Source organism: Enterobacter sp. SENG-6, from assembly GCF_001605945.1.
GTDB lineage: Bacteria > Pseudomonadota > Gammaproteobacteria > Enterobacterales > Enterobacteriaceae > Enterobacter > Enterobacter cloacae.
In genome coordinates, this window is the sequence record NZ_LOMM01000009.1 from 39,271 (window position 1) to 62,835 (window position 23,565).

Consider the following 23,565-nt stretch of genomic DNA (forward strand, 5'->3'; position numbering starts at 1 on the left):
GACATTATGTTTTTAGTCGACTCACACTGCCATCTCGATGGCCTGGATTATCAATCCCTGCATAAAGACGTGGACGACGTGCTGGCTAAAGCCGCCGCCCGCGATGTGAAATTTTGCCTTGCGGTGGCTACCACGCTGCCGGGCTATCGCACCATGCGTGAGCTGGTGGGCGTTCGCCCTAATGTTGTCTTTTCCTGTGGCGTGCATCCGCTCAATCAGGATGAAGCATACGACGTCGAGGAGTTACGTCGTCTGGCGGCCGAAGAGGGCGTGGTAGCGATGGGGGAAACCGGGCTGGACTATTACTACACGCCGGAGACCATGGCGCGTCAGCAGGAGTCCTTCCGCCATCACATTCGCATTGGCCGTGAGCTTAACAAACCGGTTATCGTTCATACCCGCGATGCCCGCGCCGATACCCTGGCGATCCTCAGGGAAGAAAACGTGACGGATTGCGGTGGCGTACTACACTGTTTCACAGAAGACAGAGAAACGGCGGGAAAACTGCTTGATTTAGGGTTTTATATCTCGTTTTCCGGGATCGTGACGTTCCGTAACGCTGAGCAGCTTCGCGATGCTGCGCGTTATGTTCCGCTCGATCGTATTCTGGTGGAAACAGACTCTCCTTATCTGGCTCCGGTACCGCATCGCGGTAAAGAAAACCAGCCAGCAATGACGAGAGACGTGGCTGAATACATGGCCGTTCTGAAGGGTGTCAGTATCGAAGAGCTGGCCCGCGTCACGACGGAAAACTTCTCTACACTGTTCCATATTGACCCCGCCCGCCTGCAATCTGTTTGATACACCTGTTTTTTTTAGGCTCGTAATTAATAGTTAAAACGAGTAAAGTTCACCGCCTCATTTGGGGCGGTGATGGTGTTTTTAGACACATCCAGAAATGCTTTTTGTAAATAACTGAAAGTTTTTCGACCGTCTTAAGCTGAAACGTGATAGCCGTCAAACAAACTCAGAGGGAATTATTTTACTCTGTGTAATAAATAAAGGGCGCTTAGATGTCCTGTCCACGGCACGGTACTCCCCCCGGGCCAATGCGTGAAAGCGTAAAAAAAGCACAAATACTCAGGAGCACTCTCAATTATGTTTAAGAATGCATTTGCTAACCTGCAAAAGGTCGGTAAATCGCTGATGCTGCCAGTATCCGTACTGCCTATCGCAGGTATCCTGCTGGGTGTCGGTTCTGCAAACTTCAGCTGGCTGCCAGCCGTAGTGTCCCACGTAATGGCCGAAGCAGGCGGTTCTGTCTTTGCTAACATGCCGCTGATCTTCGCTATCGGTGTTGCTCTGGGCTTCACCAATAACGACGGCGTTTCTGCGCTGGCTTCTGTGGTTGCCTACGGCATCATGGTGAAAACCATGGCTGTGGTTGCACCGCTGGTTCTGCATTTACCTGCTGAAGAGATCGCAGCGAAACACCTGGCGGATACCGGTGTTCTGGGCGGTATCATCTCCGGTGCGATTGCAGCGTACATGTTTAACCGCTTCTATCGCATCAAGCTGCCTGAGTATCTGGGCTTCTTCGCGGGCAAGCGTTTCGTTCCGATCATCTCTGGTCTGGCAGCGATTTTCACGGGTGTGATCCTGTCCTTCATCTGGCCACCAATCGGTACGGCAATCCAGACCTTCTCTCAGTGGGCTGCTTATCAGAACCCGGTTGTGGCGTTCGGTATCTACGGCTTCATTGAGCGTTGCCTGGTGCCATTTGGTCTGCACCACATCTGGAACGTTCCATTCCAGATGCAGATTGGTGAATTCACCAACGCAGCGGGTCAGGTATTCCACGGTGATATCCCACGTTACATGGCGGGTGACCCAACTGCAGGTAAACTGTCTGGTGGCTTCCTGTTCAAAATGTATGGTCTGCCAGCCGCGGCAATTGCAATCTGGCACTCTGCTAAACCAGAGAACCGTGCAAAAGTGGGCGGTATCATGATCTCCGCAGCGCTGACCTCGTTCCTGACCGGTATCACCGAGCCGATCGAGTTCTCCTTCATGTTCGTTGCGCCGATCCTGTACGTTATCCACGCGATTCTGGCGGGTCTGGCGTTCCCAATCTGTATCCTGCTGGGTATGCGTGACGGTACGTCCTTCTCACACGGCCTGATCGACTTCATCGTTCTGTCCGGTAACAGCAGCAAACTGTGGCTGTTCCCAATCGTGGGTGCGTGCTACGCCGTTGTTTACTACACCATCTTCCGCGTGCTGATCAAAGCACTGGACCTGAAAACGCCAGGTCGTGAAGATGCAACAGAAGACAGCAAAGCAGGCGCGACCAGCGAAATGGCTCCGGCACTGGTTGCAGCATTCGGCGGTAAAGAGAACATCACTAACCTGGACGCGTGTATCACTCGTCTGCGTGTGAGCGTTGCCGATGTTGCGAAAGTAGACCAGCCGGGTCTGAAAAAACTGGGCGCAGCGGGTGTGGTTGTTGCAGGTTCTGGTGTTCAGGCTATCTTCGGTACCAAATCCGATAACCTGAAAACCGAAATGGATGAATACATCCGCAACAGCTAAGCTGTGACCTGGGGAGACTAAGGCAGCCGAATGGCTGCCTTTTTTATGCCTGCAGTTTTGTTATGCCGGGTAGCGGCTGAACATTCAGAAGTCGTAGCTCGCGCTTACAGAGACGTTCAGCGGCGCGCCATATACCACATAAGAGCCGACGTAGTCGTAATACTCTTTGTCGAACAGGTTGTTGACGTTAGCCTGGACAGCAAAATCTTTAGTCACCTGATACCGGCTAAACAGGTTAACCAGCGCGTAGCTGCCTTGTTCTGCACGTGATCGACCTGCCGGGCCGCCATCTACATCGTTCCATACTTTATTCTGCCAGTTCACCCCGCCGCCTACTGCCAGTGCAGGTAGCATGGGCAGTTGATAACGGGTAAAGAGCTTCATTGTGGTACGAGGCTGATCGGAACTTACCGCGTTGCCGCGCTTGTCTTCAGCAATGTAGCGGGTTGCGCCGAAGGTCAGCTGCCAGTTATCGGTCAGGGCGCCGTTTAGCTCGAACTCGATCCCTTTACTGACGACCCCATCCAGAGATTCATAAATTGACTCGCCGCTGGGCATGTAGGTGTAGGTATTATTCGCCACATTATCCTGCTCAATGCGGAAGAGGGCGAGCGAGGTGGTCAGGCGCGTACTAAACCAGTCTGCTTTCACCCCGGCTTCATAGCTTTTCCCCGTTGTCGGGTCCAGGTAGCGGCCGCTGGCGTCACGTTTGTCCTGAGGCTGGAAGATGGAGGTATAGCTGACGTAGGTTGACCAGTCTTCATTGATATCGTAAACAAGGCCCGCATATGGCGTTACATCATCCTTACTGCTTTCCAGGCGGGTGTCCGGGGAGCCCGCCGGGTTATAGCGAATGTTGTAATGGGTATAACGCGCACCGAGGATCAGAGATAGCGGATCGGCAAGCGAGAAGCGGGCTGAGGTATAGGCTGAAGACTGGCGGATATCATCCTGACTGTAAAGCTTCCAGGGGGTCCACTGCGGATCGGCGATATTCCCGTTCCAGTTTTTGAAGTTACCCACGTCAACCATGCCGTACAGCGCGTCCGGCATGGTGTTGTCATAGTGGTTACGCTGGCGGCTGAAGCTACCGCCAAACATCATCTCATGCTGGCGACCGAAAAGATCGAAACCGCCGCGCAGGAAGGCATCCACCGCATCCTGCTTACGTTCACCGCGGTTCCAGCCGCCATATCCGACCATACCCGCACCGGTCTCTTTATCCGGGTAGCCGGACATATACATCAGTTTGCTGTCGAAGTTGGTGTCGGCATGCATGCCGTTGATGTGGGCTTCCCAGCCGTTGTCGAAGCGTTGGGTGAGGTTGGCGAAAATACGGGTGTTGTCTTTATCTGAATAAGCCCAGTCTGGTGCAACGGTCTGGCTGCGATTGTAATGGGTTTTGCTGCCATCGCTGTACCAGGTTGGCAGGCCGCCCCAGGTTGGGTTATCGGTATCGCTTTCCTGATATTCATAGCCTACAGACAGGGTGGTGCTGTCAGTCACGTCCGCATCGACCACGCCATAGAGGAACTTTTTGCGGTAGTGGTAGTTATCAACAAAACTGTCGTTGTCCTGATAACCCGTAATAAGACGACCGCGCACGTTACCCGACTCTACCAGCGGAGCCTGCAGATCCAGCACGTAGCGTTGTTTGTCCCAGCTACCGTAACTGGCGGAGACATTGCCTTTAAATTCATTGCTGTCTGCATGCTTACGTACCATGTTGACGTAGGCGGCGGGATTTCCCGTGCCGGACATCAGGCCGGTTGCGCCGCGTACCACTTCAATACGATCGTAAATGGCGGTATCGGCGGCGGTGTCGCCAAAGTTCCATACTTCGCTGATGGAGGTTGGCAGATCATCATACGCATAGTTACTGACAAAGAAGCCGCGCGAGTAAAATACCGTCCGGTCGCTGTCCTGTACCTGCGCGGTGACGCCGGTGGTGTTAGTTAACACCTGGCCGAGGGATTGCAGATTCTGATCTGCCATACGCTGCTGGCTAATGACGCTGACGGACTGCGGAATATCGCGGGGAACCAGTAACAGTTTCGTCCCCGTGGTGGTGGTCTTAACGCTGTAGTCCGTATCCTGACTGCTGGACGGGTCCTGTGCGTTATCAAAACCGCCCTCGACAACCACGGTATCTTCGGTCGCTGAGGCGGCGAAACTGACGGCTGGCATCAATGCCATAGCAATACAGGCAGCCAGCAACGAAGGCGTGGCGGCTGGCTGCGGTTGCCCATCCCTGGTGTGATAAATGAAAGACATCATCAAACCCTTACTGAATGGTGAAAGGTGAGTGCGACAGTCCCGTGAGAACGGGCTGACGTCGTTTTCTATGTTAAAAATGCGCATGAAAATGCAAATGCGAAATATACGCATTGTGATTAGCACTGTAAACAGATGTGTCAAAAGGAAATGAAATTATGTTTCAGGTGGTGAAGCGTCGAGAGCGGTTACTCTTCAGTCAGCTGAAACGCTTTCAGGAAAGAAATCCGGGGAGGAGGTTGAAAGGACAGGAGAAAGTCGCTCATACTCTTCCATTGTGCCACACACTCATGCAGAGATTGTGTTAATAGCGGACGCACCACGCCAGATTAAACTACAAAGGAACAGGTCATGGCTGAAGAAACCATTTTCAGTAAAATTATCCGCCGCGAAATCCCTTCGGATATCGTTTATCAGGATGAGCTGGTGACGGCTTTCAGAGATATTTCTCCTCAGGCTCCGACTCATATCCTTATCATTCCAAATATTCTGATTCCCACCGTCAATGACGTAAAAGCCGAGCATGAAGTGGCGTTAGGCCGTATGCTGACGGTAGCCGCGAAAATCGCCGAGCAGGAGGGGATTGCTGAAGACGGTTACCGTTTGATCATGAACTGTAATCGCCATGGTGGTCAGGAAGTTTATCATATTCATATGCATCTTCTGGGTGGGCGTCCTCTGGGACCGATGCTGTCACATAAAGGTCTTTGACATGTTAAAAAGGCGTATTGCAGCGCTGGCAATGACATTGGTAATGGTGGGATGCAGCACGCGCCCGGCCATTCCTGTCAGTGATGAACAGACGCTGGTGATGGAGTCCTCGGTACTTGCCGCGGGCATCACCGCAGAACAACCTACGTTGACCATCAGTGAAATTAAATCTTCTGCGTCCTCTACGCTCTTTAACGAAAGACACGAACCGGTGACGGTGCACTACCGTTTCTTCTGGTATGACGTACGGGGTCTTGAAATGCACCCGCTGGAAGCGCCGCGCAGCGTGACCATTCCGGCAGGATCGTCGGTAACGCTCTATGGTAGCGCCAACTATCTGGGTGCGCATAAGGTGAGACTTTATCTTTATCTGTAAGAGGTGAACCTTGATTAAAAATATGAGCCGTTATGCGCTCGTGACAGCTTTTGCACTGTTCCTTGCAGGATGTGTGACGCGAACCGAACAGCCTGCGCCGGTGGACGAGGCAAAACCGGGTACGGAGCAGCCGACACAGCCAACGCAACCGCAGCCAACCGTGCCGTCTGTACCGACGATCCCGTCGCAGCCTGGCCCGATTGAACATCCGGACCAGACCTCCCAGCCAACGCCGCGCGTGCGTCATTATGACTGGAACGGTGCGATGCAACCGATGGTGGGCAAAATGCTGCAGGCGCAGGGCGTGACGGCAGGCAGCGTACTGCTGGTGGATAGCGTAAATAACCGGACTAACGGTTCACTTAATGCCGGGGAAGCGACAGAAACCCTGCGCAATGCACTGGCCAATAACGGCAAGTTTACGCTGGTTTCCGCACAGCAGCTGGCAGTAGCCAAACAGCAGCTTGGTCTGTCGCCACAGGACAGCCTCGGTACGCGCAGTAAGGCGATGGGGATTGCCCGTAACGTTGGTGCGCAGTACGTGCTGTACTCTAATGCCACCGGTAACGTGAATACGCCAGCCCTGCAGATGCAGCTGATGCTGGTTCAGACAGGCGAGATTATCTGGTCAGGTAAAGGTGCGGTTACGCAACTCTGACTGCACGCGTGAAGCGATCCTCACGCGTTATTTTCCGCAGTATCGTCTTATCGCGCCGCAGGCCCACTCCGGGCTTGGCGGCGCGAGTTGCATTCTGGAACAGGGCGAGCAGCGTCTGGTGTTGCGTCATCACCACGATCCCTTAGCCCCCGTTTCCCATTTTCGCCGTCAGTTTCGTGCCCTGAAGCGTCTACCGGCGGATCTCGTGCCAGCCCCGCGCTTTTTCAGACAGGGCTGGATGGCGGTAGAGTATCTGGCAGGGGAGACCCGGCATACGCTGCCCGACAGCGCAACGCTTGCGACGACGCTCTGTCAGTTGCACCATCAGCCGTGTCTGGGGTGGCGAGTCACGCTGCTCCCTTTGCTGGAACAGTACTGGCAGCGAGCCTCACCGGACAGACGTACTCCACGGTGGCTTGCGCAGCTTAAACGGTTACGCACTGCGGGAGAGCCTCAGCCGCTTCGGCTGTCGCCATTGCACATGGATGTTCATGCCGGAAATATTGTGCATACGTCCACCGGCATCAGGCTTATCGACTGGGAGTATGCCGGCGATGGGGATGTGGCACTGGAGCTGGCGGCCGTCTGGGTGGAAGATGATACAGCGCGCCAAAGACTGATCGGCGATTACGCCCGCATTGCGCATCTGGACGCGGGACAGCTGGCGCGTCAGGTCAGACGCTGGCGACCCTGGGTCGTCATGCTGATGGCGGGCTGGTTTGAAATGCGTTTTCAGCAGTCCGGCGAGAAACAATTTATGGCGCTGGCAGATGATGCCTGGCGCCAGTTACACATTAAAGGATAAGAGAGGTTGCTGTGGGTCCAGTCATGTTGGATGTAGAAGGGTTTGAACTGGATGCGGAGGAGCGTGAAATTCTGGCGCACCCGCTGGTGGGGGGGCTCATCCTGTTTACCCGCAACTATCACGATCCGGCGCAGTTGCGTGAGCTGGTTCGCCAGATCCGCGCGGCGTCGCGTAATCATCTGGTCGTGGCCGTCGATCAGGAAGGCGGGCGCGTGCAGCGTTTCCGTGAGGGCTTCACCCGTCTGCCCGCGGCCCAGTCTTTCGCGGCGCTGCTCGGCACCGAAGAGGGCGGAAATCTGGCTCAGGAGGCCGGCTGGCTGATGGCCAGCGAGATGATTGCCATGGATATCGACATCAGTTTTGCCCCGGTGCTGGACGTAGGGCATATCAGTGCGGCAATTGGCGAGCGCTCTTACCATAGCGATCCCCGTATTGCGCTGGAGATGGCCACCCGCTTTATCGACGGCATGCACGATGCAGGAATGAAAACCACCGGTAAACACTTCCCGGGGCACGGCGCCGTGACGGCGGATTCGCATAAAGAGACTCCGCGTGATCCGCGCCCGGAGGCGGAAATTCGTGCCAAAGATATGTCGGTGTTCCGCTCGCTGATTAGCGATAACAAGCTGGATGCCATTATGCCTGCGCATGTGATTTACAGTGACGTCGACCCGCGCCCGGCGAGCGGTTCTCCGCACTGGTTAAAAAACGTGCTGCGTCAGGAGCTCGGTTTCAACGGCGTGATCTTCTCCGACGATTTGTCGATGGAAGGGGCGGCGATCATGGGCAGCTACGCGGAGCGTGGGCAGGCGTCGCTCGACGCAGGTTGCGATATGATCCTCGTCTGCAATAATCGTAAAGGCGCAGTCAGCGTGCTGGATAACCTGTCGCCGATCAATGCAGAGCGTGTTACACATTTGTATCATAAAGGTTCATTTAGCCGTCAGGAGCTGATGGATTCGGCACGCTGGAAAGCGGTTAACGCCCGGCTTGAAGCACTGAATGAGCGCTGGCAGGCACATAAAGCCAGCCTGTAAATCCTCCCGGAAGGCGTAGCGTGGTGAGAAGACGATGATCATCTATTTACACGGTTTTGACTCAAACAGTCCTGGTAATCATGAGAAGGTACTGCAACTGCAGTTTATCGATCCGGATGTACGGCTGATCAGCTACAGCACGCGCCATCCGAAACATGACATGCAGCATCTGCTCAAAGAAGTGGACAAGATGCTGCAACTCAACATCGACGATCGCCCGCTGATTTGCGGCGTGGGGCTGGGTGGCTACTGGGCGGAGCGGATTGGGTTCCTGTGCGATATTCGCCAGGTGGTATTCAATCCTAACCTGTTCCCGAACGAGAACATGGAAGGCAAGATTGACCGTCCAGAAGAGTATGTCGATATTGCCACCAAGTGCGTCAGCAATTTCCGTGAAAAGAACCGCGACCGCTGTCTGGTGATCCTTTCGCGTAATGATGAGGCGCTTAACAGCCACCGTGCGGCTGAGCTGTTGCATCACTACTATGAAATTGTCTGGGACGAAGAACAGACCCACAAGTTCAAGAACATCTCCCCGCATCTGCAGCGCATCAAAGCCTTCAAAACACTGGGCTAAGATACTGCATAAGATCTCCCGGGCCCGGCCGCGAAAGCGTGCCGGGCTTTCTTTTTCAGCAGAATTGTCTACTTTTAAGCCACCAAAACTTGATGCACATCAATTTTGGTATGACCAATGCGCCTGACGTGGTATTCTCAATGCACCTGAATGGTTTCAGTGCTGTAACCTGTTGTTAATTAAGGGTTATTTTTATAACTTTTAATTAACAATTGGTTAATAATTTGAGGGGGTCACGTTGACTACGCCATTGAAAAAGATAGTGATTGTAGGCGGTGGTGCTGGCGGGCTGGAGCTGGCGACACAGTTGGGTAAGAAGCTGGGTCGCGGCAAAAAAGCCAAAATCACGCTGGTGGATCGTAACCACAGCCACCTGTGGAAACCGTTGCTGCACGAAGTGGCGACCGGTTCACTGGATGAGGGCGTTGACGCGCTGAGCTATCTGGCGCACGCACGTAACCACCATTTCCAGTTCCAGCTGGGTTCCGTGGTGGATATCAACCGTGAGAGCAAAACCATTACCCTGGCCGAGCTGCGTGACGAAAAAGGGGAGTTGCTGGTCCCGGAGCGCAAGCTTGCCTATGACACACTGGTCATGGCGCTGGGCAGTACCTCCAACGATTTCAACACCCCGGGTGTGAAAGAGCACTGCATTTTCCTGGATAACCCACACCAGGCGCGTCGTTTCCACCAGGAAATGCTGAACCTGTTCCTGAAGTACACCAATAATATGGGTGCGAATGGCAAGGTGAATATCGCCATTGTAGGCGGTGGCGCAACGGGCGTTGAACTCTCCGCTGAGCTGCACAATGCGGTAAAACAGCTGCACAGCTACGGGTACAAAGGGTTAACCAATGAAGCGCTGAACGTAACGCTGGTTGAGGCAGGTGAGCGTATTCTGCCTGCGCTGCCTCCACGTATTTCTGGCGCGGCGCATAACGAACTGACCAAACTGGGCGTACGTGTTCTCACCCAGACGATGGTGACCAGCGCAGACGAAGGTGGCCTGCACACCAAAGATGGCGAGTACATCAAAGCGGATCTGATGGTCTGGGCGGCGGGTATCAAAGCACCTGATTTCATGAAAGACATTGGCGGGCTGGAAACCAACCGTATCAATCAGCTGGTGACCGAGCCGACGCTGCAAACCACGCGCGATCCGGAGATTTTCGCGATTGGTGACTGTGCGTCATGCGCGCGTCCAGAAGGCGGTTTCGTGCCTCCTCGCGCCCAGGCAGCGCATCAGATGGCAAGCCTGGTGCTGCACAATATTCTGGCACAGCGCAAAGGCAAGCCAATGAAGGCCTACGTCTACAAAGACCACGGCTCTCTGGTTTCGCTGTCGAACTTCTCAACCGTAGGCAGCCTGATGGGGAACCTGATGCGCGGCTCGATGATGGTAGAAGGGCGCATCGCACGCTTTGTCTATATCTCCCTGTACCGTATGCACCAGATTGCGCTGCACGGCTACTTCAAAACCGGGTTGATGATGCTGGTAGGACGAATCAACCGCGTGATCCGTCCACGTCTGAAGCTGCACTAATTTTTCTCTCCCTCCGGGCCCTCCGGAGGGATTTTTTAGCATATCATGCTGCTCATCACAGATTGAGTGCTTAAGAGTTCTCCTAAACGCCCTGTCACTCTCGTGAAAGCTATTTTTTTGAGCCTTTGTCTTATTGGCGAAGCGTAGCCTGCATTGCAAAATTGTTACCAATAGCAACAAAGGAGGAAGTCCCGTGAATAAATCAATGTTGGCGGGTATAGGGATTGGCGTCGCTGCTGCGTTAGGTGTGGCTGCCGTTGCCAGTCTCAATGTACTGAATCGCGGCCCACAGTATGCGCAGGTGGTTTCTGCAACCCCCATTAAAGAAACAGTTAAAACGCCTCGTCAGGAGTGCCGTAACGTCTCCGTCACCCATCGCCGTCCGGTTCAGGATGAAAACCGTATTGCCGGCTCTGTGCTGGGCGCGGTAGCAGGCGGGGTGATTGGTCACCAGTTTGGTGGCGGCCGTGGTAAAGATGTGGCGACCGTGGTCGGTGCGCTGGGTGGCGGCTATGCCGGTAACCAGGTGCAGGGCGCAATGCAGGATAATGATACGTACACCACGACACAGCAGCGCTGCAAAACCGTCTATGACAAGTCGGAAAAAATGCTGGGTTATGACGTGACGTACAAAATTGGTGACCAGCAGGGCAAAATCCGTATGGACAGAGACCCTGGCACACAAATTCCGCTGGATGGAAATGGCCAGCTGGTACTGAATAACAAAGCGTAAAAAAGATGTTCTCTGAACTTAGCTCCTCAAGCGCTCAGGCTGAGGAGCTTTTTTTTAGCCCTGTATTTTAAGCAGTTCGGGCCACAGTCGCAGGGTGGTCTCGGTGATATGCTGCAGTTTTTCCAGCGTCGCCCCTTCTCGGGCGCTAATCGACATCCCCTGTAAAATACAGCTCAGGTATTGTGCTAATTCCTGAGGGCGGCAATGCGCCGGAATTTCACCACGCTGCTGGCGCTGGGCCAGGAAGGTGCTGAGCGTCTCCTCCTGCATGGCATGACGCGATTTCACCGTGTTGGCGATCTCTTTCGAGGAGGCCGCAAGCGTCGCGGAGGTGTTAATCATAAAACAGCCCGCGGGCGTCTCTTTGCTGGTGAAGCAGGTGGCGACGGCGGTGAAATAGTCATGCAGTGCCTGCTCAACCGTTTTCTCTTCACAAAATAGCTGTGCTTCGTATCGCGATGCGAAGCGAGAGATGTATCGGTCCAGTACCGCCCTGAACAACCCCTCTTTATTCGTGAATTCCGCATACAGCGTCGGCGCTTTGGCTCCGGTGGCTTCTACCAGATCGGAAAGCGAAGTCGCTTCATACCCATGTTGCCAGAAGAGAGTCATGGCCTTATCAAGCGCTGCATCCCTGTCGAACACTTTTGGTCGGCCACGGCTTTTCTTCGCACAACTCGTGACATCGGTTGTCATTTGCCGTTGGTCCTCTGTTGGTTTGTTGAATAACCATTATAAAAATAAACGCATTTCACCACCAGTGCTGTTTTCTGAAAAATAAATTAATCATATGGGTATGAAAAATAACGGAATTAAAATTAATTTAATGGTCGTTATAAAAACATGTTGACGTGTGAGCTGGATCACATCTATCATTTACCTATCGATCGTTAACTAAATAGCTAACGACCTCAAAATTCATCTGCCAAAGGTAAAAATCATGAAAAACGTAAAAACCCTCATCGCCGCTGCTGTTCTTAGCTCACTCTCTTTCGCAAGCTTTGCTGCTGTGGAAGTCCAGTCAACGCCTGCTGACCAGCATAAAGTAGGGACCATCTCTGCCAGCGCCGGGACTAACCTGGGTTCACTGGAAGACCAGCTGGCGCAAAAAGCGGATGAGATGGGTGCGAAATCGTTCCGCATTACCTCTGTAACCGGTCCTAACACCCTTCACGGTACCGCTGTTATTTACAAATAAGCCTGGCTAAACCCTCATTTATGCCACTGCTAAAAAAACGCCCTGCATGTGCAGGGCGTTTTTGCGTTTGGGTTTACATCGACTGCTGGGCGACACCATGATGTCGTGTGACGTCAGTCGGCATGCCCGAAAGTGCTTCCATTGCCCGCTCCATCACAATGCCATCCGTCCTTGCATCGGTTTTAAAACTCACCATCGCCGCATTCAGGTTGATTGGCAGCGTCTGCGGATCGTCATCAATGTTTTTCGATAAAGGCTGGTGAATTTCAACCAGTCGCACGCCGCCTGGCTCCTCAGAGACCTTGATCGGGGTATTAATGATGTTCACTTTGGTGCCCGGTGTGACCAGGTTGAAGAGCGTTTTGATATCGTCATCGCGCAGACGAATACAGCCGGAGCTGACGCGCATGCCAATACCAAAGTCCGCGTTCGTTCCATGTAACAGGTACACGCCGCCATAGGCCGCGAGGCGGATGGCATGGTGGCCCATTGGGTTATCCGGGCCGGCCGGTACAACGGCGGGCAGATCGATCCCCTGCGCTTTATAGCGGGCACGAATATTGGCCGTTGGCGTCCAGGTTGGGTTTGCACGCTTGTCTGATACGGTGGTGACCATCGTCGGGGTCAGCGTGTCACCGCCCAACTGGCCAATACCAATAGGGTATACGGTCACCTCATTTTTACCGGGCGGGTAATAGTAAAGACGCAGTTCGGCAAGGTTTATCACGATCCCCTCACGCGGCGCATCCGGCAAAATCGTCTGCAGCGGGATGGTTAACACACTGCCAGCGCGCGGGACATAAGGGTCAACGCCGGGGTTGGCCTGCAGTAAGGCCAGAAAGCCGACGTTATATTTTTTGGCAATCGCCTCAAGCGATCCACCATTGTTTTCAACCACATGAAAACGGTTTTCCCCAACCACCTTACTGCCTGCAGGCGGGAGTGGCCAGGTGTTTGCGCGAGCGGGAAATGCAACCGCGACCGTTGCGGCCAGCGCTAACACGGTTATCCAGCGAGTGAAACGCGAAGAAGTCATCATCACTATAATCCATATAAATGACAGGGTGATTGTTTTATAACGGTTAGTGATAATTATGGCGAAGGGGTCTGTCGGGAAGATCGGGTGAAGTGAAAAGAGTTTGTAAATTGTTACCCCCGGTAGCATGGCGCAACCGGGGGCAGAGCAGATTATGCGATCGCGTTCTCTTCCAGCTGGCGCATAAAGTTGCGTACCCAGTCCATACGGGTTTTACGCTCCGTCAGCTCCTGCGTAAATTTCAGACGCGTTGGCCCATCCAGGCGGAAATGCTGCGGCTGCTTTTGCAGTAAACCGATGAGCCACGTAGGGTTAACGTGGTTTTTCTCGGCAAACTCAATCACGCCGCCTTTCTCATTGCCCTCAAGCTTACGAATGCCCAGCTTCTGCGCCTGCTGACGCAGGCGCGCGATATCCAGCAAGTTGCGTGCGGCATCCGGGAGCAGGCCAAAGCGGTCAATAAGCTCGACTTTGATCTCTTCCAGCTCGTTCTCATTTTTCGCACTGGCGATACGTTTGTAGAACGACAGGCGGGTATTAACATCCGGAATGAAATCGTCCGGCAGCAGAGACGGCATGCGTAACTCAACTTCGGTTTGCTGGCTGGTGAGATCTTCCAGCGACGGTTCGCGTCCGGCCTTGAGGGCATCGACCGCGTTTTCCAGCAACTCCATGTAGAGCGAGAAACCGATGGTTTCCATCGAGCCACTTTGGTCTTCACCCAACAGCTCACCCGCACCGCGGATCTCCAGGTCGTGCGTCGCCAGTGCAAAGCCAGCGCCCAGATCTTCCAGCGAGGCGATCGCTTCCAGACGTTTTTGCGCATCGGTGGTCATCGCTTTTGGATGCGGCGTCAGCAGCCATGCATAGGCCTGATGGTGCGAACGCCCGACGCGGCCACGCAGCTGATGAAGCTGCGCCAGACCGAAATGATCCGCGCGTTCAATAATGATGGTGTTGGCCGTCGGGATATCGATCCCGGTCTCAATGATGGTCGTACACACCAGCACGTTAAAGCGCTGGTGGTGGAAGTCGTTCATCACCCGTTCCAGCTCGCGTTCGCGCATTTGCCCGTGACCGATGGCAATACGCGCTTCCGGCACCAGCTCTGCCAGGCGGTCTGCCGCTTTCTGGATATTTTCCACGTCGTTGTAGAGGTAATAGACCTGACCACCGCGCAGCACCTCACGCAGAATGGCCTCGCGCACCACCAGATTGTCGTATTCGCGCACAAAGGTTTTCACGGCCAGACGACGCGCCGGCGGCGTGGCGATAATTGACAGATCGCGCATGCCGCTCATCGCCATGTTCAGGGTTCGCGGGATCGGCGTTGCGGTCAGGGTCAGGATATCGACGTCGGCACGCATCGCTTTAATACGCTCTTTATGGCGTACCCCGAAACGGTGCTCTTCATCAACAATCAGCAGCCCCAGATCTTTCCACTTCACGTCGCTCTGCAGCAGTTTGTGGGTGCCGATCAGAATATCGATCTTACCCTCGCTGGCCTGCTCCAGGATTTGCGTTTGCTCTTTGGTACTGCGAAAACGTGACAGCATCTCAATGCGTACCGGCCAGTTGGCAAAGCGGTCGCGGAAGTTATCGAAGTGCTGCTGAGCGAGCAGGGTGGTGGGCACCAGTACCGCCACCTGCTTGTTATTCTCAACGGCGAGGAACGCCGCGCGCATGGCTACTTCGGTTTTCCCGAAGCCGACATCGCCACAGACCAGCCTGTCCATTGCCAGCGGCTGACACATGTCGCTTAACACGGCATTGATGGCGTGAGCCTGGTCCGGCGTGGTTTCAAACGGGAAGCTGTCGCAGAACAGCTGGTACTGCTCTTTATCATGCTTAAAGGCAAAGCCCTCTTTGGCCGCACGCTGGGCATAGATATCCAGCAGCTCGGCCGCCACATCACGCACTTTTTCCGCCGCTTTCTGCCGGGCGCGTGCCCAGGCGTCACCGCCCAGTTTATGCAATGGTGCATTCTCTTCTGCACCCCCGGCGTAGCGACTGATCAGATGCAGGGATGAGACCGGCACGTAGAGTTTGGCGTCGTTGGCGTAGGTCAGCATCAGGTATTCACCTTTGATGCCACCGGCCTCCAGCGTCGTCATCCCCTGATAACGACCCACGCCATGTTCAAGGTGCACAATCGGCTGGCCCGGATGGAGTTCCGCCAGGTTGCGGATCAGCGTATCCGGGTTAATGGTGCGACGGCTGTCCTGACGGCGGCGCGCAACACGTTCACCCAGCAGGTCGCTTTCACAGATTAATGCCACGTTGTTGAGGGTATCGATAAACCCGTGCTCGGCGGCACCGATCATCAGGTAACGCCCCGTCCCCGTGGCTTCGCTCAGGCGCAAAATGCGTTTCGGAGCAACTTTAATCCGCCCCAGCAGTTCGCCCAGCGCTTCACGGCGGCCTTCACTCTCAACGGAGAAGACAACCGGGCCGGTAAAGGCATCGAGGAACTTGCGCAGACTCTCCAGCGGGGATTTCTGCTGTGCCTGAACGGCTAAATCTGGCAGCTTCTGGAATGCAAGATTGGTGTTGGCAGCTTTATCGGCAAGCGTATCGGTTTTCAGCTGTACGCGCGGCCAGCGCTTGAGTTCGGCGTTGAGCTCGTCGGTGCGCAGCCACAGCGCTTCAGGCGGCAGCAGCGGACGCATTGGGTCTACGCCCCGGTTTTCAAAGCGCGCGCGGGTTTCGCTCTCAAAGCGGCTGGCGCTGGCGTCGATATCACCGGTGTTCACAATCAACGTGTTCGCCGGGAAGTAGCTGAACAGGGCGGGCAATGGCTCGTTAAAGAACAGCGGCTGCCAGTATTCGATCCCGGCAGGAAGCGTACCTTTGCTGACCTGCTGATAGATATGCTCAGCGTCGCGCTTAACGTCGAACTTGTCGCGCCACTGGCTTCGGAACAGCTCGATAGCGGTTTTGTCCGTCGGGAATTCATGGGCGGGTAATAAATTGATGGCTTCCACTTCTTCCAGCGTACGCTGCGTGTCGGCGTCGAATACGCGCAGGCTGTCGATCTCATCGTCGAAGAAGTCCAGTCGATACGGCTGGTCGCTGCCCATCGGGTACAGGTCGAGCAACGCACCGCGCGTGGCGTATTCCCCGTGCTCCATAACCTGATCGACATGACGGTATCCGGCGCTGTCCAGTTGCGCGCGCAGATCGTCCCGGGACAGGCGCTGACCTTTTTTCATCACCAGCGCATGGCCGTGCAAATAGCTGTGAGGACAGACGCGCTGCATCAGGGTGTTGACCGGAACGATCAGCACGCCGCGCTGCATGGTCGGTAACTGATAGAGGGTCGACAGGCGCGAGGAGATGATCTCCTGATGCGGGGAGAAGCTGTCATACGGCAGCGTTTCCCAGTCGGCCAGACTGAAGACCAGGTTATCGGTGAACTGGCGAATTTCATCATGCAGTCGCAGCGCATTTTGCATATCCGGGGCGACCAGCACCACCGGACCAGGATGTCGCTCAGCGATTTCTGCCACCAGCGTGGCGCAAGCAGCGCCAGTGAGTTCGCCCAGCTGGCGCTGGTCGCCCGCTTTGACAGGCAGGGAATAACGATAGTGTTCAGGCATGGCTATGTCAGAGTCTCTTGGGGATATACCAACAGTATTGGGGCATATCACTGATACGCAATGTCTTTATTATCCTCGATCGTTTTGCATAAGCAAATCTGAACTGCAACGCGGGAAGATTCGCCCCCGGACGGGGGCGAGGGCGGTATTATTGGGTTGCCGGAGACAGTGCGCTCGCGGAAGGGGGAGAGAAGAACAGATCGCCAAACAGTGCCGTCGATATTTTGCGTACGCCAAGTCCGGCGAGGGTGCAGATCAGCAGGCTGGCAAATGGGTAGACCAGGATCAAGGCAAGCTCGGCCCAGACCGGCCAGTAGGCAGCATTCATCTCACCAATCAGGAACAGGCTGAAGGCCTCTATCAGGATGCGGTGCGTGGTGTAGATAGCGATGGTGTTTGAGCCGATAACGTTAAGCAGGTTGCTGGGGTGAACGGCATAACGCTGCTCGAGGCTATAGAAAAGCTTCATGATCAGCACGATCGACAGCAGGGAAAGCAGCAGCGGAACGTTAGCAAACCACAGTACCACGGAGACCGCAGCAAAAGCGGCCAGCGCCAGCCAGGTACGACGCAGGTTCAGCCCCTTCATCCAGACCATCAGCTCTGCGCCATACCACGCGCCAAGGCTGTAGTAGATCATATTGCGTACCACGCTGTTCATTCCCCACCACGGCAGCGGCAGGAAATTGATTGCGATGCTGGCGAGTGCCAGCAGCCCCAGTACGGGCAGCTTCCAGCGGCTCAGCAGTTTACATAGCGTGAAATAGACCACCAGGGCGTACAGATACCACAGACTGGTGCTGGCAGTGAGCATCCCCCACGCAAACCCGGAAAGTGAATCGGCATACGCGGCGTTCGAGGAGGTGGCCAGGTCACGTTCAGGTGCCAGCCAGGCATTGAGGTGGCTCAGCGCCTGCCATTGCAATACGCCCCACAGCGCAAGGACCCAGACAATGCTCCAGATCCGTTTGTCAAAACTGGTGCGCCAGTTCACCTCGTCAATATAACGACGGATGAGATAACCGGATATGAAGAAAAATACCGGCATACGGAAGGGCGCGAGATAAAGGTTAAAATAGACCCAGCATTTGGCGAGAAGACCGGACAACGGATGTTGTAGCCCCGTCAGATGGGGATAAAATGTGATAACCGAATGATAGATCACCACCAGGCAGATACACAGCCCCTTTATCTGGTTAATCCATAATGCTTTTTGCTTCATTGTTCGCAACTACCTTATTGCCATAAACGAACGAACAATTGTTGGTAAACGCAGCCGGGATGTAACGGGAAACAGTCTGTATCAGGAAGTTTTTCGGAAAAGGTGGAGGGTGTAGCGCCATAATTCGAAGAGTAGCATTCTGATTTATCTGAATTTTTCAGAAAAATGATTACCAAAGCTTACGGTTTCAGTCATTTACGCTTAACGGATTCGCTTATATACTCGTGGGTCTGCTATCAGCAAACAGACGGACTTCATGTATCAACCTGTCGCACTCTTCATAGGCTTACGCTACATGCGTGGGCGCGCCGCGGACCGTTTCGGTCGCTTTGTCTCCTGGCTTTCGACTATTGGCATTACGCTTGGCGTGATGGCTCTGGTGACGGTGCTTTCCGTCATGAACGGCTTTGAGCGCGAGCTGCAAAACAACATCCTGGGGCTGATGCCGCAGGCCATTCTCTCTTCTACCAGCGGTTCCGTTAACCCGCAACAACTGCCGGAAAGTGCGGCGAAGTTACAGGGTGTCACGCGCGTTGCGCCGGTGACAACGGGCGATGTCGTCCTGCAAAGCGCCCGCAGCGTGGCGGTGGGCGTCATGCTGGGGATTGACCCGGCGCAAAAAGATCCGCTCACGCCGTATCTGGTCAACGTGAAGCAAAGCGATCTGGAAGCGGGCAAATACAACGTGATCCTCGGCGAGCAGCTTGCCGGGCAGCTTGGCGTGAACCGTGGCGACCAGCTGCGCGTGATGGTGCCGTCTGCCAGCCAGTTTACGCCGATGGGACGTTTGCCCAGCCAGCGTCTGTTCACGGTTATTGGCACGTTTGCCGCCAACAGCGAAGTTGACGGCTACCAGATGCTCATGAATATCCAGGATGCTTCGCGTCTGATGCGTTATCCGGTGGGCAACATTACCGGCTGGCGTCTGTGGCTCGACGCACCGCTGAAGGTCGATACCCTCAGCCAGCAAACCTTGCCGGAAGGCACAAAATGGCAGGACTGGCGCGAGCGTAAAGGCGAACTGTTCCAGGCCGTGCGCATGGAAAAAAATATGATGGGTCTGCTGCTGAGCCTGATCGTCGCGGTCGCGGCGTTTAACATCATCACCTCGCTTGGTCTGATGGTAATGGAAAAGCAGGGCGAAGTTGCCATCCTGCAAACCCAGGGGCTGACGCCGCGCCAGATTATGGCCGTCTTTATGGTGCAGGGGGCCAGCGCCGGGATCATTGGCGCGTTACTCGGGGCCGTTCTCGGGGCGCTGCTGGCCAGTCAGTTGAATAACTTAATGCCGATCATCGGCGCGCTGCTTGATGGCGCGGCGCTGCCGGTTGCTATCGAACCGTTGCAGGTGGTCGGTATTGCGCTGGCCGCGATGGCCATTGCGCTGCTTTCTACGCTCTATCCTTCCTGGCGCGCTGCCGCCACTCAACCCGCTGAGGCTTTACGTTATGAATAAGATCCTGTTGCAATGCGACAACCTGTCCAAACGCTATCAGGAAGGCTCTGTACAGACTGATGTGCTGCACAATGTGAGCTTCAGCGTGGGCGAAGGCGAGATGATGGCGATTGTCGGCAGCTCCGGTTCCGGCAAAAGTACCTTATTACACCTGCTGGGCGGGCTGGATACGCCGACCAGTGGCGACGTAATTTTCTCAGGCCAGCCGATGAGCAAAATGTCTTCTGCGGCAAAAGCGGAACTGCGTAACCGTGAGCTGGGCTTTATCTACCAGTTCCACCACCTGTTGCCGGATTTCACGGCGCTGGAAAACGTGGCGATGCCTTTGCTGATTGGTAAAAAGAAACCGGCAGAAATTAATGCCCGCGCCAGCGACATGCTGAAAGCCGTAGGCCTGGGGCATCGCGGTGACCACCGTCCGTCTGAGCTGTCCGGTGGCGAGCGTCAGCGTGTAGCAATTGCCCGTGCGCTGGTGAACAACCCGCGTCTGGTGCTGGCGGATGAACCAACCGGCAACCTGGATGCGCGCAATGCTGACAGTATTTTCCAGCTTCTGGGTGAGCTGAATGCCTCACAGGGGACGGCGTTTCTGGTGGTGACCCACGATTTGCAGCTGGCAAAACGGATGGGGCGCCAGCTTGAGATGCGTGATGGTCATCTGAACGCTGAACTGACTCTGATGGGAGCGGAGTAATGGCCTCACCGTTATCGTTACTCATCGGGCTACGCTTCAGTCGCGGCCGCCGTCGCGGCGGGATGGTCTCCCTGATCTCGGTGATCTCCACCATCGGTATTGCGCTCGGCGTGGCGGTATTGATTGTGGGATTAAGCGCCATGAACGGTTTTGAGCGTGAGCTCAATAATCGTATTCTGGCTGTTGTGCCGCACGGCGAAATTGAACCGGTTAATCAGCCGTGGAACAACTGGCGTGACGCCCTCAGCAAAGTGGAAAACGTGCCGGGCATTGCCGCCGCTGCACCTTACATTAACTTTACAGGGCTGGTGGAAAGCGGTGTTAACCTGCGCGCCATCCAGGTGAAAGGGGTGAACCCGGCGCAGGAGGCGCGTCTGAGCGCGCTGCCGAAGTATGTGCAGAACGGCGCGTGGGCAAACTTTAAGGCCGGTGAGCAACAGATCATCATGGGCAAAGGTGTGGCCGACGCGCTGAAGGTGAAGCAGGGCGACTGGGTGTCGATCATGATCCCAAACGCCAGCGCTGACCATAAATTGCAGCAGCCTAAGCGCGTGCGTCTGCACGTCACCGGGATCCTGCAACTGAGCGGTCAACTCGATCACAGCTTTGCAATGGTACCGCTGGAAGACGCACGTCAGTATCTGGACATGGGCGACAGCGTGACGGGCATCGCCATTAAGGTCAACGACGTCTTCAATGCCAATAAACTGGTGCGTGATGCGGGCAGCGTGACCAATAACTATGTCTACATCAAAAGCTGGATCGGCACTTACGGGTATATGTATCGTGATATCCAGATGATCCGCGCCATCATGTATCTGGCGATGGTGCTGGTGATTGGTGTGGCGTGCTTTAATATCGTCTCGACGCTGGTTATGGCGGTCAAAGACAAGAGTGGCGACATCGCGGTTCTGCGTACCCTTGGGGCAAAGGACGGTCTTATTCGCGCCATCTTTGTCTGGTATGGTCTGCTGGCGGGGCTGTTCGGCAGCCTGTGCGGGGTGGTGATTGGCGTCGTGGTGTCGTTACAGCTTACGCCAATCATCAACGGGATTGAGAAGCTGATCGGCCATCAGTTCCTGTCGGGTGATATCTATTTTATTGACTTCCTGCCGTCTGAATTGCACTGGCTGGACGTTATTTATGTGCTGGTTACAGCACTTTTACTGAGTCTGCTGGCAAGCTGGTATCCGGCGCGTCGCGCAAGCCGAATTGATCCGGCGAGGGTATTAAGTGGCCAGTAATTACGTCATGATCTAGCGGCTTACGGGCCGCCAGGTTAAAAGAGGAATGCGTTATGTATTACGGATTTGATATTGGCGGCACCAAAATTGCGCTCGGCGCGTTTGATAACGATCTCAAACTGCAGTGGGAAACCCGCGTTCCCACGCCGCGCGAAAGCTACGATGAATTTTTAACCGCCATTGCCGCGCTGGTGGCGCAAGCGGATGAACGCTTTGGCGTGAAAGGCAGCGTCGGCATCGGCATTCCAGGCATGCCTGAAACCGACGACGGCACGCTGTATGCCGCCAACGTACCTGCTGCCAGCGGCAAACCGCTGCGCGCCGATCTCTCTGCTCTCCTTGAACGCGACGTGCGTTTAGATAACGATGCCAACTGCTTTGCGCTCTCTGAAGCCTGGGATGATGAATTCCGTCACTATCCGCTGGTGATGGGGTTGATCCTTGGCACCGGCGTTGGCGGGGGAATTGTTATTAATGGCAAACCGATCACCGGGCGCAGCTATATCACGGGAGAGTTTGGTCATATCCGTTTACCGGTAGATGCGCTTGAGATCGTGGGACGCGATTTCCCGCTTACCCGCTGCGGCTGTGGTCAGCATGGCTGTATTGAGAACTACCTGTCAGGTCGTGGGTTTGCATGGCTTTACGAACACTTCTATCATCAGAAACTCGAAGCCCCTCAAATCATTACCCTGTGGGAGCAGGGCGATGCGCAGGCGCGAGAGCACGTTGAACGTTATCTCGATCTGCTGGCGGTGTGTCTGGGGAATATCCTCACCATCGTCGATCCGGATCTGCTGGTGATTGGGGGCGGGTTATCAAACTTTACCGCGATAACGGAGCACCTGTCCGGGCGTCTGCCCCGACATTTATTGCCAGTCGCCCGCGTGCCGCGTATTGAACGTGCGCGACACGGGGACGCAGGAGGCATGCGCGGAGCCGCATTCCTTCATCTCACCGACTAGTTTACGAGGTTACTATGCTGTCGCGTCGCCAGGGTCGACTCAGCCGTTTTCGCAAAAATAAACGCCGCTTACGTGAGCGCTTGCGCCAGCGGATCTTTTTCAGAGACAGAATGATGCCAGAAGCGATGGATAAACCCAGAGTGGTGGTGCTGACCGGGGCGGGGATCTCTGCCGAGTCCGGTATTCGAACCTTCCGTGCTGCGGACGGGTTGTGGGAAGAGCACCGTGTGGAGGATGTGGCGACACCAGAAGGCTTCGCCCGTGACCCGGATCTTGTGCAGGCATTTTACAATGCCCGCCGTCGTCAGCTTCAGCAGCCAGAAATAGCGCCTAATCCGGCGCATCTGGCGCTGGCGAAGCTGGAGGAGGCGCTGGGTGACCGTTTTCTGCTGGTTACGCAGAACATTGATAACCTGCACGAGCGAGCCGGCAACAAAAACATCATCCACATGCACGGCGAGCTACTGAAGGTGCGCTGTGCCTGGAGCGGCCAGGTGCTGGACTGGAAAGAGGACGTGCTGCCTGAGGATAAATGTCACTGCTGCCAGTTCCCTTCGCGTCTGCGTCCGCATGTGGTCTGGTTTGGTGAAATGCCGCTGGGGATGGATGAGATTTACAGCGCGCTGGCCATGGCAGATGTGTTTATCGCCATCGGTACCTCAGGGCATGTCTATCCGGCGGCGGGGTTTGTTCACGAAGCGCGTCTGCACGGTGCGCATACCGTAGAGCTGAACCTCGAACCCAGCCAGGTGGGAAGCGAATTTGAAGAGAAGCACTATGGGCTGGCAAGCGAGGTCGTACCCGAGTTCGTCGACAAGCTGCTCAAAGGTCTGTAATAGCGACAGTATAAAAAGGCACCCATTCAGCGGGTGCTTTTTTTTATAAACTCGTCCGCTGAAATTACC

Annotated in this window: 21 protein-coding genes; 16 read left to right on the plus strand and 5 right to left on the minus strand. The window is 55.1% G+C overall.

Going from position 1 to position 23,565, the window contains the following annotated elements; genetic code table 11:
* Positions 1 to 6 precede the first annotated feature (6 nt).
* Together AX755_RS05615 and ptsG are read left to right on the plus strand one after the other, a co-directional pair.
* The gene (locus AX755_RS05615) at positions 7 to 801 is read left to right on the plus strand and encodes a metal-dependent hydrolase (RefSeq protein ID WP_020689599.1); all 795 of its coding nucleotides are present in this window, start codon (positions 7 to 9) and stop codon (positions 799 to 801) included.
* Between the two features lie 297 nt (positions 802 to 1,098).
* A complete protein-coding gene (ptsG, locus tag AX755_RS05620) occupies positions 1,099 to 2,532 on the plus strand; it encodes a PTS glucose transporter subunit IIBC (RefSeq protein ID WP_013097113.1) in 1,434 nt (477 codons plus the stop codon).
* Between the two features lie 84 nt (positions 2,533 to 2,616).
* Here ptsG and fhuE read toward each other — a convergent pair whose 3' ends face one another.
* Positions 2,617 to 4,806, minus strand: a complete 2,190-nt coding sequence (fhuE, locus tag AX755_RS05625; RefSeq protein WP_062856427.1) for a ferric-rhodotorulic acid/ferric-coprogen receptor FhuE — start codon at positions 4,804 to 4,806, stop codon at positions 2,617 to 2,619.
* Between the two features lie 351 nt (positions 4,807 to 5,157).
* Here fhuE and hinT point away from each other — a divergent pair, with 351 nt between their 5' ends.
* The 8 genes from hinT to AX755_RS05665 all read left to right on the plus strand — a co-directional run bounded on the left by hinT (position 5,158) and on the right by AX755_RS05665 (position 11,246).
* Entirely contained in the window at positions 5,158 to 5,517 is a 360-nt protein-coding gene (hinT, locus tag AX755_RS05630) for a purine nucleoside phosphoramidase (protein ID WP_013097111.1), read from the plus strand.
* Between the two features lies 1 nt (position 5,518).
* Positions 5,519 to 5,893 (plus strand): YcfL family protein, encoded by a 375-nt coding sequence (locus AX755_RS05635; RefSeq protein WP_062856428.1) that lies wholly within the window; start codon positions 5,519 to 5,521, stop codon positions 5,891 to 5,893.
* Positions 5,894 to 5,906: 13 nt separating this feature from the next.
* The gene (gene lpoB, locus AX755_RS05640; protein ID WP_104668931.1) at positions 5,907 to 6,551 is read left to right on the plus strand and encodes a penicillin-binding protein activator LpoB; all 645 of its coding nucleotides are present in this window, start codon (positions 5,907 to 5,909) and stop codon (positions 6,549 to 6,551) included.
* A complete protein-coding gene (gene thiK / locus AX755_RS05645) occupies positions 6,532 to 7,356 on the plus strand; it encodes a thiamine kinase (RefSeq protein ID WP_062856429.1) in 825 nt (274 codons plus the stop codon). The genes lpoB and thiK overlap by 20 nt, the downstream gene beginning before the upstream one ends.
* 11 nt (positions 7,357 to 7,367) lie before the next feature.
* Positions 7,368 to 8,393: a beta-N-acetylhexosaminidase gene (gene nagZ, locus AX755_RS05650; RefSeq protein ID WP_038979819.1), complete on the plus strand. Its 1,026-nt coding sequence runs from the start codon at positions 7,368 to 7,370 to the stop codon at positions 8,391 to 8,393.
* Between the two features lie 34 nt (positions 8,394 to 8,427).
* Positions 8,428 to 8,970, plus strand: a complete 543-nt coding sequence (gene ycfP / locus AX755_RS05655) for an alpha/beta hydrolase YcfP (protein ID WP_013097106.1) — start codon at positions 8,428 to 8,430, stop codon at positions 8,968 to 8,970.
* Between the two features lie 238 nt (positions 8,971 to 9,208).
* Complete coding sequence (locus AX755_RS05660) at positions 9,209 to 10,513, plus strand: NAD(P)/FAD-dependent oxidoreductase (RefSeq protein WP_013097105.1); 1,305 nt, start codon at positions 9,209 to 9,211, stop codon at positions 10,511 to 10,513.
* Between the two features lie 193 nt (positions 10,514 to 10,706).
* Positions 10,707 to 11,246 carry a glycine zipper 2TM domain-containing protein gene (locus tag AX755_RS05665; RefSeq protein ID WP_013097104.1) on the plus strand — a complete coding sequence of 180 codons (540 nt, stop codon included), beginning with the start codon at positions 10,707 to 10,709 and terminating at the stop codon, positions 11,244 to 11,246.
* 54 nt (positions 11,247 to 11,300) lie between these two features.
* Here the strand turns inward: AX755_RS05665 and AX755_RS05670 are convergent, their stop codons facing one another.
* The gene (locus AX755_RS05670) at positions 11,301 to 11,942 is read right to left on the minus strand and encodes a TetR/AcrR family transcriptional regulator (protein WP_062856430.1); all 642 of its coding nucleotides are present in this window, start codon (positions 11,940 to 11,942) and stop codon (positions 11,301 to 11,303) included.
* Positions 11,943 to 12,186: 244 nt separating this feature from the next.
* Between AX755_RS05670 and bhsA the strand changes: the two genes are divergently transcribed.
* Entirely contained in the window at positions 12,187 to 12,444 is a 258-nt protein-coding gene (gene bhsA, locus AX755_RS05675; protein WP_013097102.1) for a multiple stress resistance protein BhsA, read from the plus strand.
* Positions 12,445 to 12,517: 73 nt separating this feature from the next.
* On the opposite strand, the gene ldtC is transcribed toward bhsA, so the two are convergent.
* The 3 genes from ldtC to AX755_RS05690 form a co-directional block, all read right to left on the minus strand.
* Entirely contained in the window at positions 12,518 to 13,483 is a 966-nt protein-coding gene (ldtC, locus tag AX755_RS05680; protein ID WP_062856431.1) for a L,D-transpeptidase LdtC, read from the minus strand.
* A gap of 149 nt (positions 13,484 to 13,632) precedes the next feature.
* On the minus strand, positions 13,633 to 17,079 hold the full coding sequence (gene mfd / locus AX755_RS05685) for a transcription-repair coupling factor (protein WP_062856432.1): 3,447 nt from the start codon (positions 17,077 to 17,079) through the stop codon (positions 13,633 to 13,635).
* A gap of 148 nt (positions 17,080 to 17,227) precedes the next feature.
* Positions 17,228 to 18,301, minus strand: a complete 1,074-nt coding sequence (locus AX755_RS05690) for an acyltransferase family protein (RefSeq protein ID WP_062856433.1) — start codon at positions 18,299 to 18,301, stop codon at positions 17,228 to 17,230.
* Between the two features lie 256 nt (positions 18,302 to 18,557).
* On the opposite strand from AX755_RS05690, the gene lolC reads away from it, so the two are divergent.
* Genes lolC through cobB form a run of 5 tightly spaced genes read left to right on the plus strand, consistent with a single transcriptional unit; the run spans position 18,558 to position 23,496 of the window.
* Positions 18,558 to 19,757: a lipoprotein-releasing ABC transporter permease subunit LolC gene (lolC, locus tag AX755_RS05695; protein WP_023621889.1), complete on the plus strand. Its 1,200-nt coding sequence runs from the start codon at positions 18,558 to 18,560 to the stop codon at positions 19,755 to 19,757.
* The gene (gene lolD, locus AX755_RS05700) at positions 19,750 to 20,451 is read left to right on the plus strand and encodes a lipoprotein-releasing ABC transporter ATP-binding protein LolD (RefSeq protein ID WP_013097097.1); all 702 of its coding nucleotides are present in this window, start codon (positions 19,750 to 19,752) and stop codon (positions 20,449 to 20,451) included. The genes lolC and lolD overlap by 8 nt, the downstream gene beginning before the upstream one ends.
* Positions 20,451 to 21,695: a lipoprotein-releasing ABC transporter permease subunit LolE gene (lolE, locus tag AX755_RS05705; protein WP_013097096.1), complete on the plus strand. Its 1,245-nt coding sequence runs from the start codon at positions 20,451 to 20,453 to the stop codon at positions 21,693 to 21,695. Before lolD ends, lolE begins: the two co-directional genes overlap by 1 nt.
* Before the next feature lie 53 nt (positions 21,696 to 21,748).
* On the plus strand, positions 21,749 to 22,660 hold the full coding sequence (gene nagK / locus AX755_RS05710) for an N-acetylglucosamine kinase (RefSeq protein WP_062856434.1): 912 nt from the start codon (positions 21,749 to 21,751) through the stop codon (positions 22,658 to 22,660).
* 14 nt (positions 22,661 to 22,674) lie between these two features.
* Positions 22,675 to 23,496, plus strand: a complete 822-nt coding sequence (cobB, locus tag AX755_RS05715) for a Sir2 family NAD+-dependent deacetylase (protein ID WP_029881967.1) — start codon at positions 22,675 to 22,677, stop codon at positions 23,494 to 23,496.
* The last annotated feature ends 69 nt before the right edge of the window (positions 23,497 to 23,565 follow it).

Excerpts from the sequence above, each read along its gene's own strand:
- AX755_RS05615 (WP_020689599.1), top strand. The coding sequence starts at position 7 with ATGTTTTTAGTCGACTCACACTGCCATCTCGATGGCCTGGATTATCAA.
- nagK (WP_062856434.1), top strand. The coding sequence starts at position 21,749 with ATGTATTACGGATTTGATATTGGCGGCACCAAAATTGCGCTCGGCGCG.
- hinT (WP_013097111.1), top strand. The coding sequence starts at position 5,158 with ATGGCTGAAGAAACCATTTTCAGTAAAATTATCCGCCGCGAAATCCCT.
- cobB (WP_029881967.1), top strand. The coding sequence starts at position 22,675 with ATGCTGTCGCGTCGCCAGGGTCGACTCAGCCGTTTTCGCAAAAATAAA.
- ycfP (WP_013097106.1), top strand. The coding sequence starts at position 8,428 with ATGATCATCTATTTACACGGTTTTGACTCAAACAGTCCTGGTAATCAT.
- bhsA (WP_013097102.1), top strand. The coding sequence starts at position 12,187 with ATGAAAAACGTAAAAACCCTCATCGCCGCTGCTGTTCTTAGCTCACTC.
- AX755_RS05635 (WP_062856428.1), top strand. The coding sequence starts at position 5,519 with ATGTTAAAAAGGCGTATTGCAGCGCTGGCAATGACATTGGTAATGGTG.
- fhuE (WP_062856427.1), bottom strand. The coding sequence starts at position 4,806 with ATGTCTTTCATTTATCACACCAGGGATGGGCAACCGCAGCCAGCCGCC.
- AX755_RS05690 (WP_062856433.1), bottom strand. The coding sequence starts at position 18,301 with ATGAAGCAAAAAGCATTATGGATTAACCAGATAAAGGGGCTGTGTATC.
- AX755_RS05670 (WP_062856430.1), bottom strand. The coding sequence starts at position 11,942 with ATGACAACCGATGTCACGAGTTGTGCGAAGAAAAGCCGTGGCCGACCA.
- ldtC (WP_062856431.1), bottom strand. The coding sequence starts at position 13,483 with ATGATGACTTCTTCGCGTTTCACTCGCTGGATAACCGTGTTAGCGCTG.
- mfd (WP_062856432.1), bottom strand. The coding sequence starts at position 17,079 with ATGCCTGAACACTATCGTTATTCCCTGCCTGTCAAAGCGGGCGACCAG.
- lolE (WP_013097096.1), top strand. The coding sequence starts at position 20,451 with ATGGCCTCACCGTTATCGTTACTCATCGGGCTACGCTTCAGTCGCGGC.
- ptsG (WP_013097113.1), top strand. The coding sequence starts at position 1,099 with ATGTTTAAGAATGCATTTGCTAACCTGCAAAAGGTCGGTAAATCGCTG.
- lolD (WP_013097097.1), top strand. The coding sequence starts at position 19,750 with ATGAATAAGATCCTGTTGCAATGCGACAACCTGTCCAAACGCTATCAG.
- lolC (WP_023621889.1), top strand. The coding sequence starts at position 18,558 with ATGTATCAACCTGTCGCACTCTTCATAGGCTTACGCTACATGCGTGGG.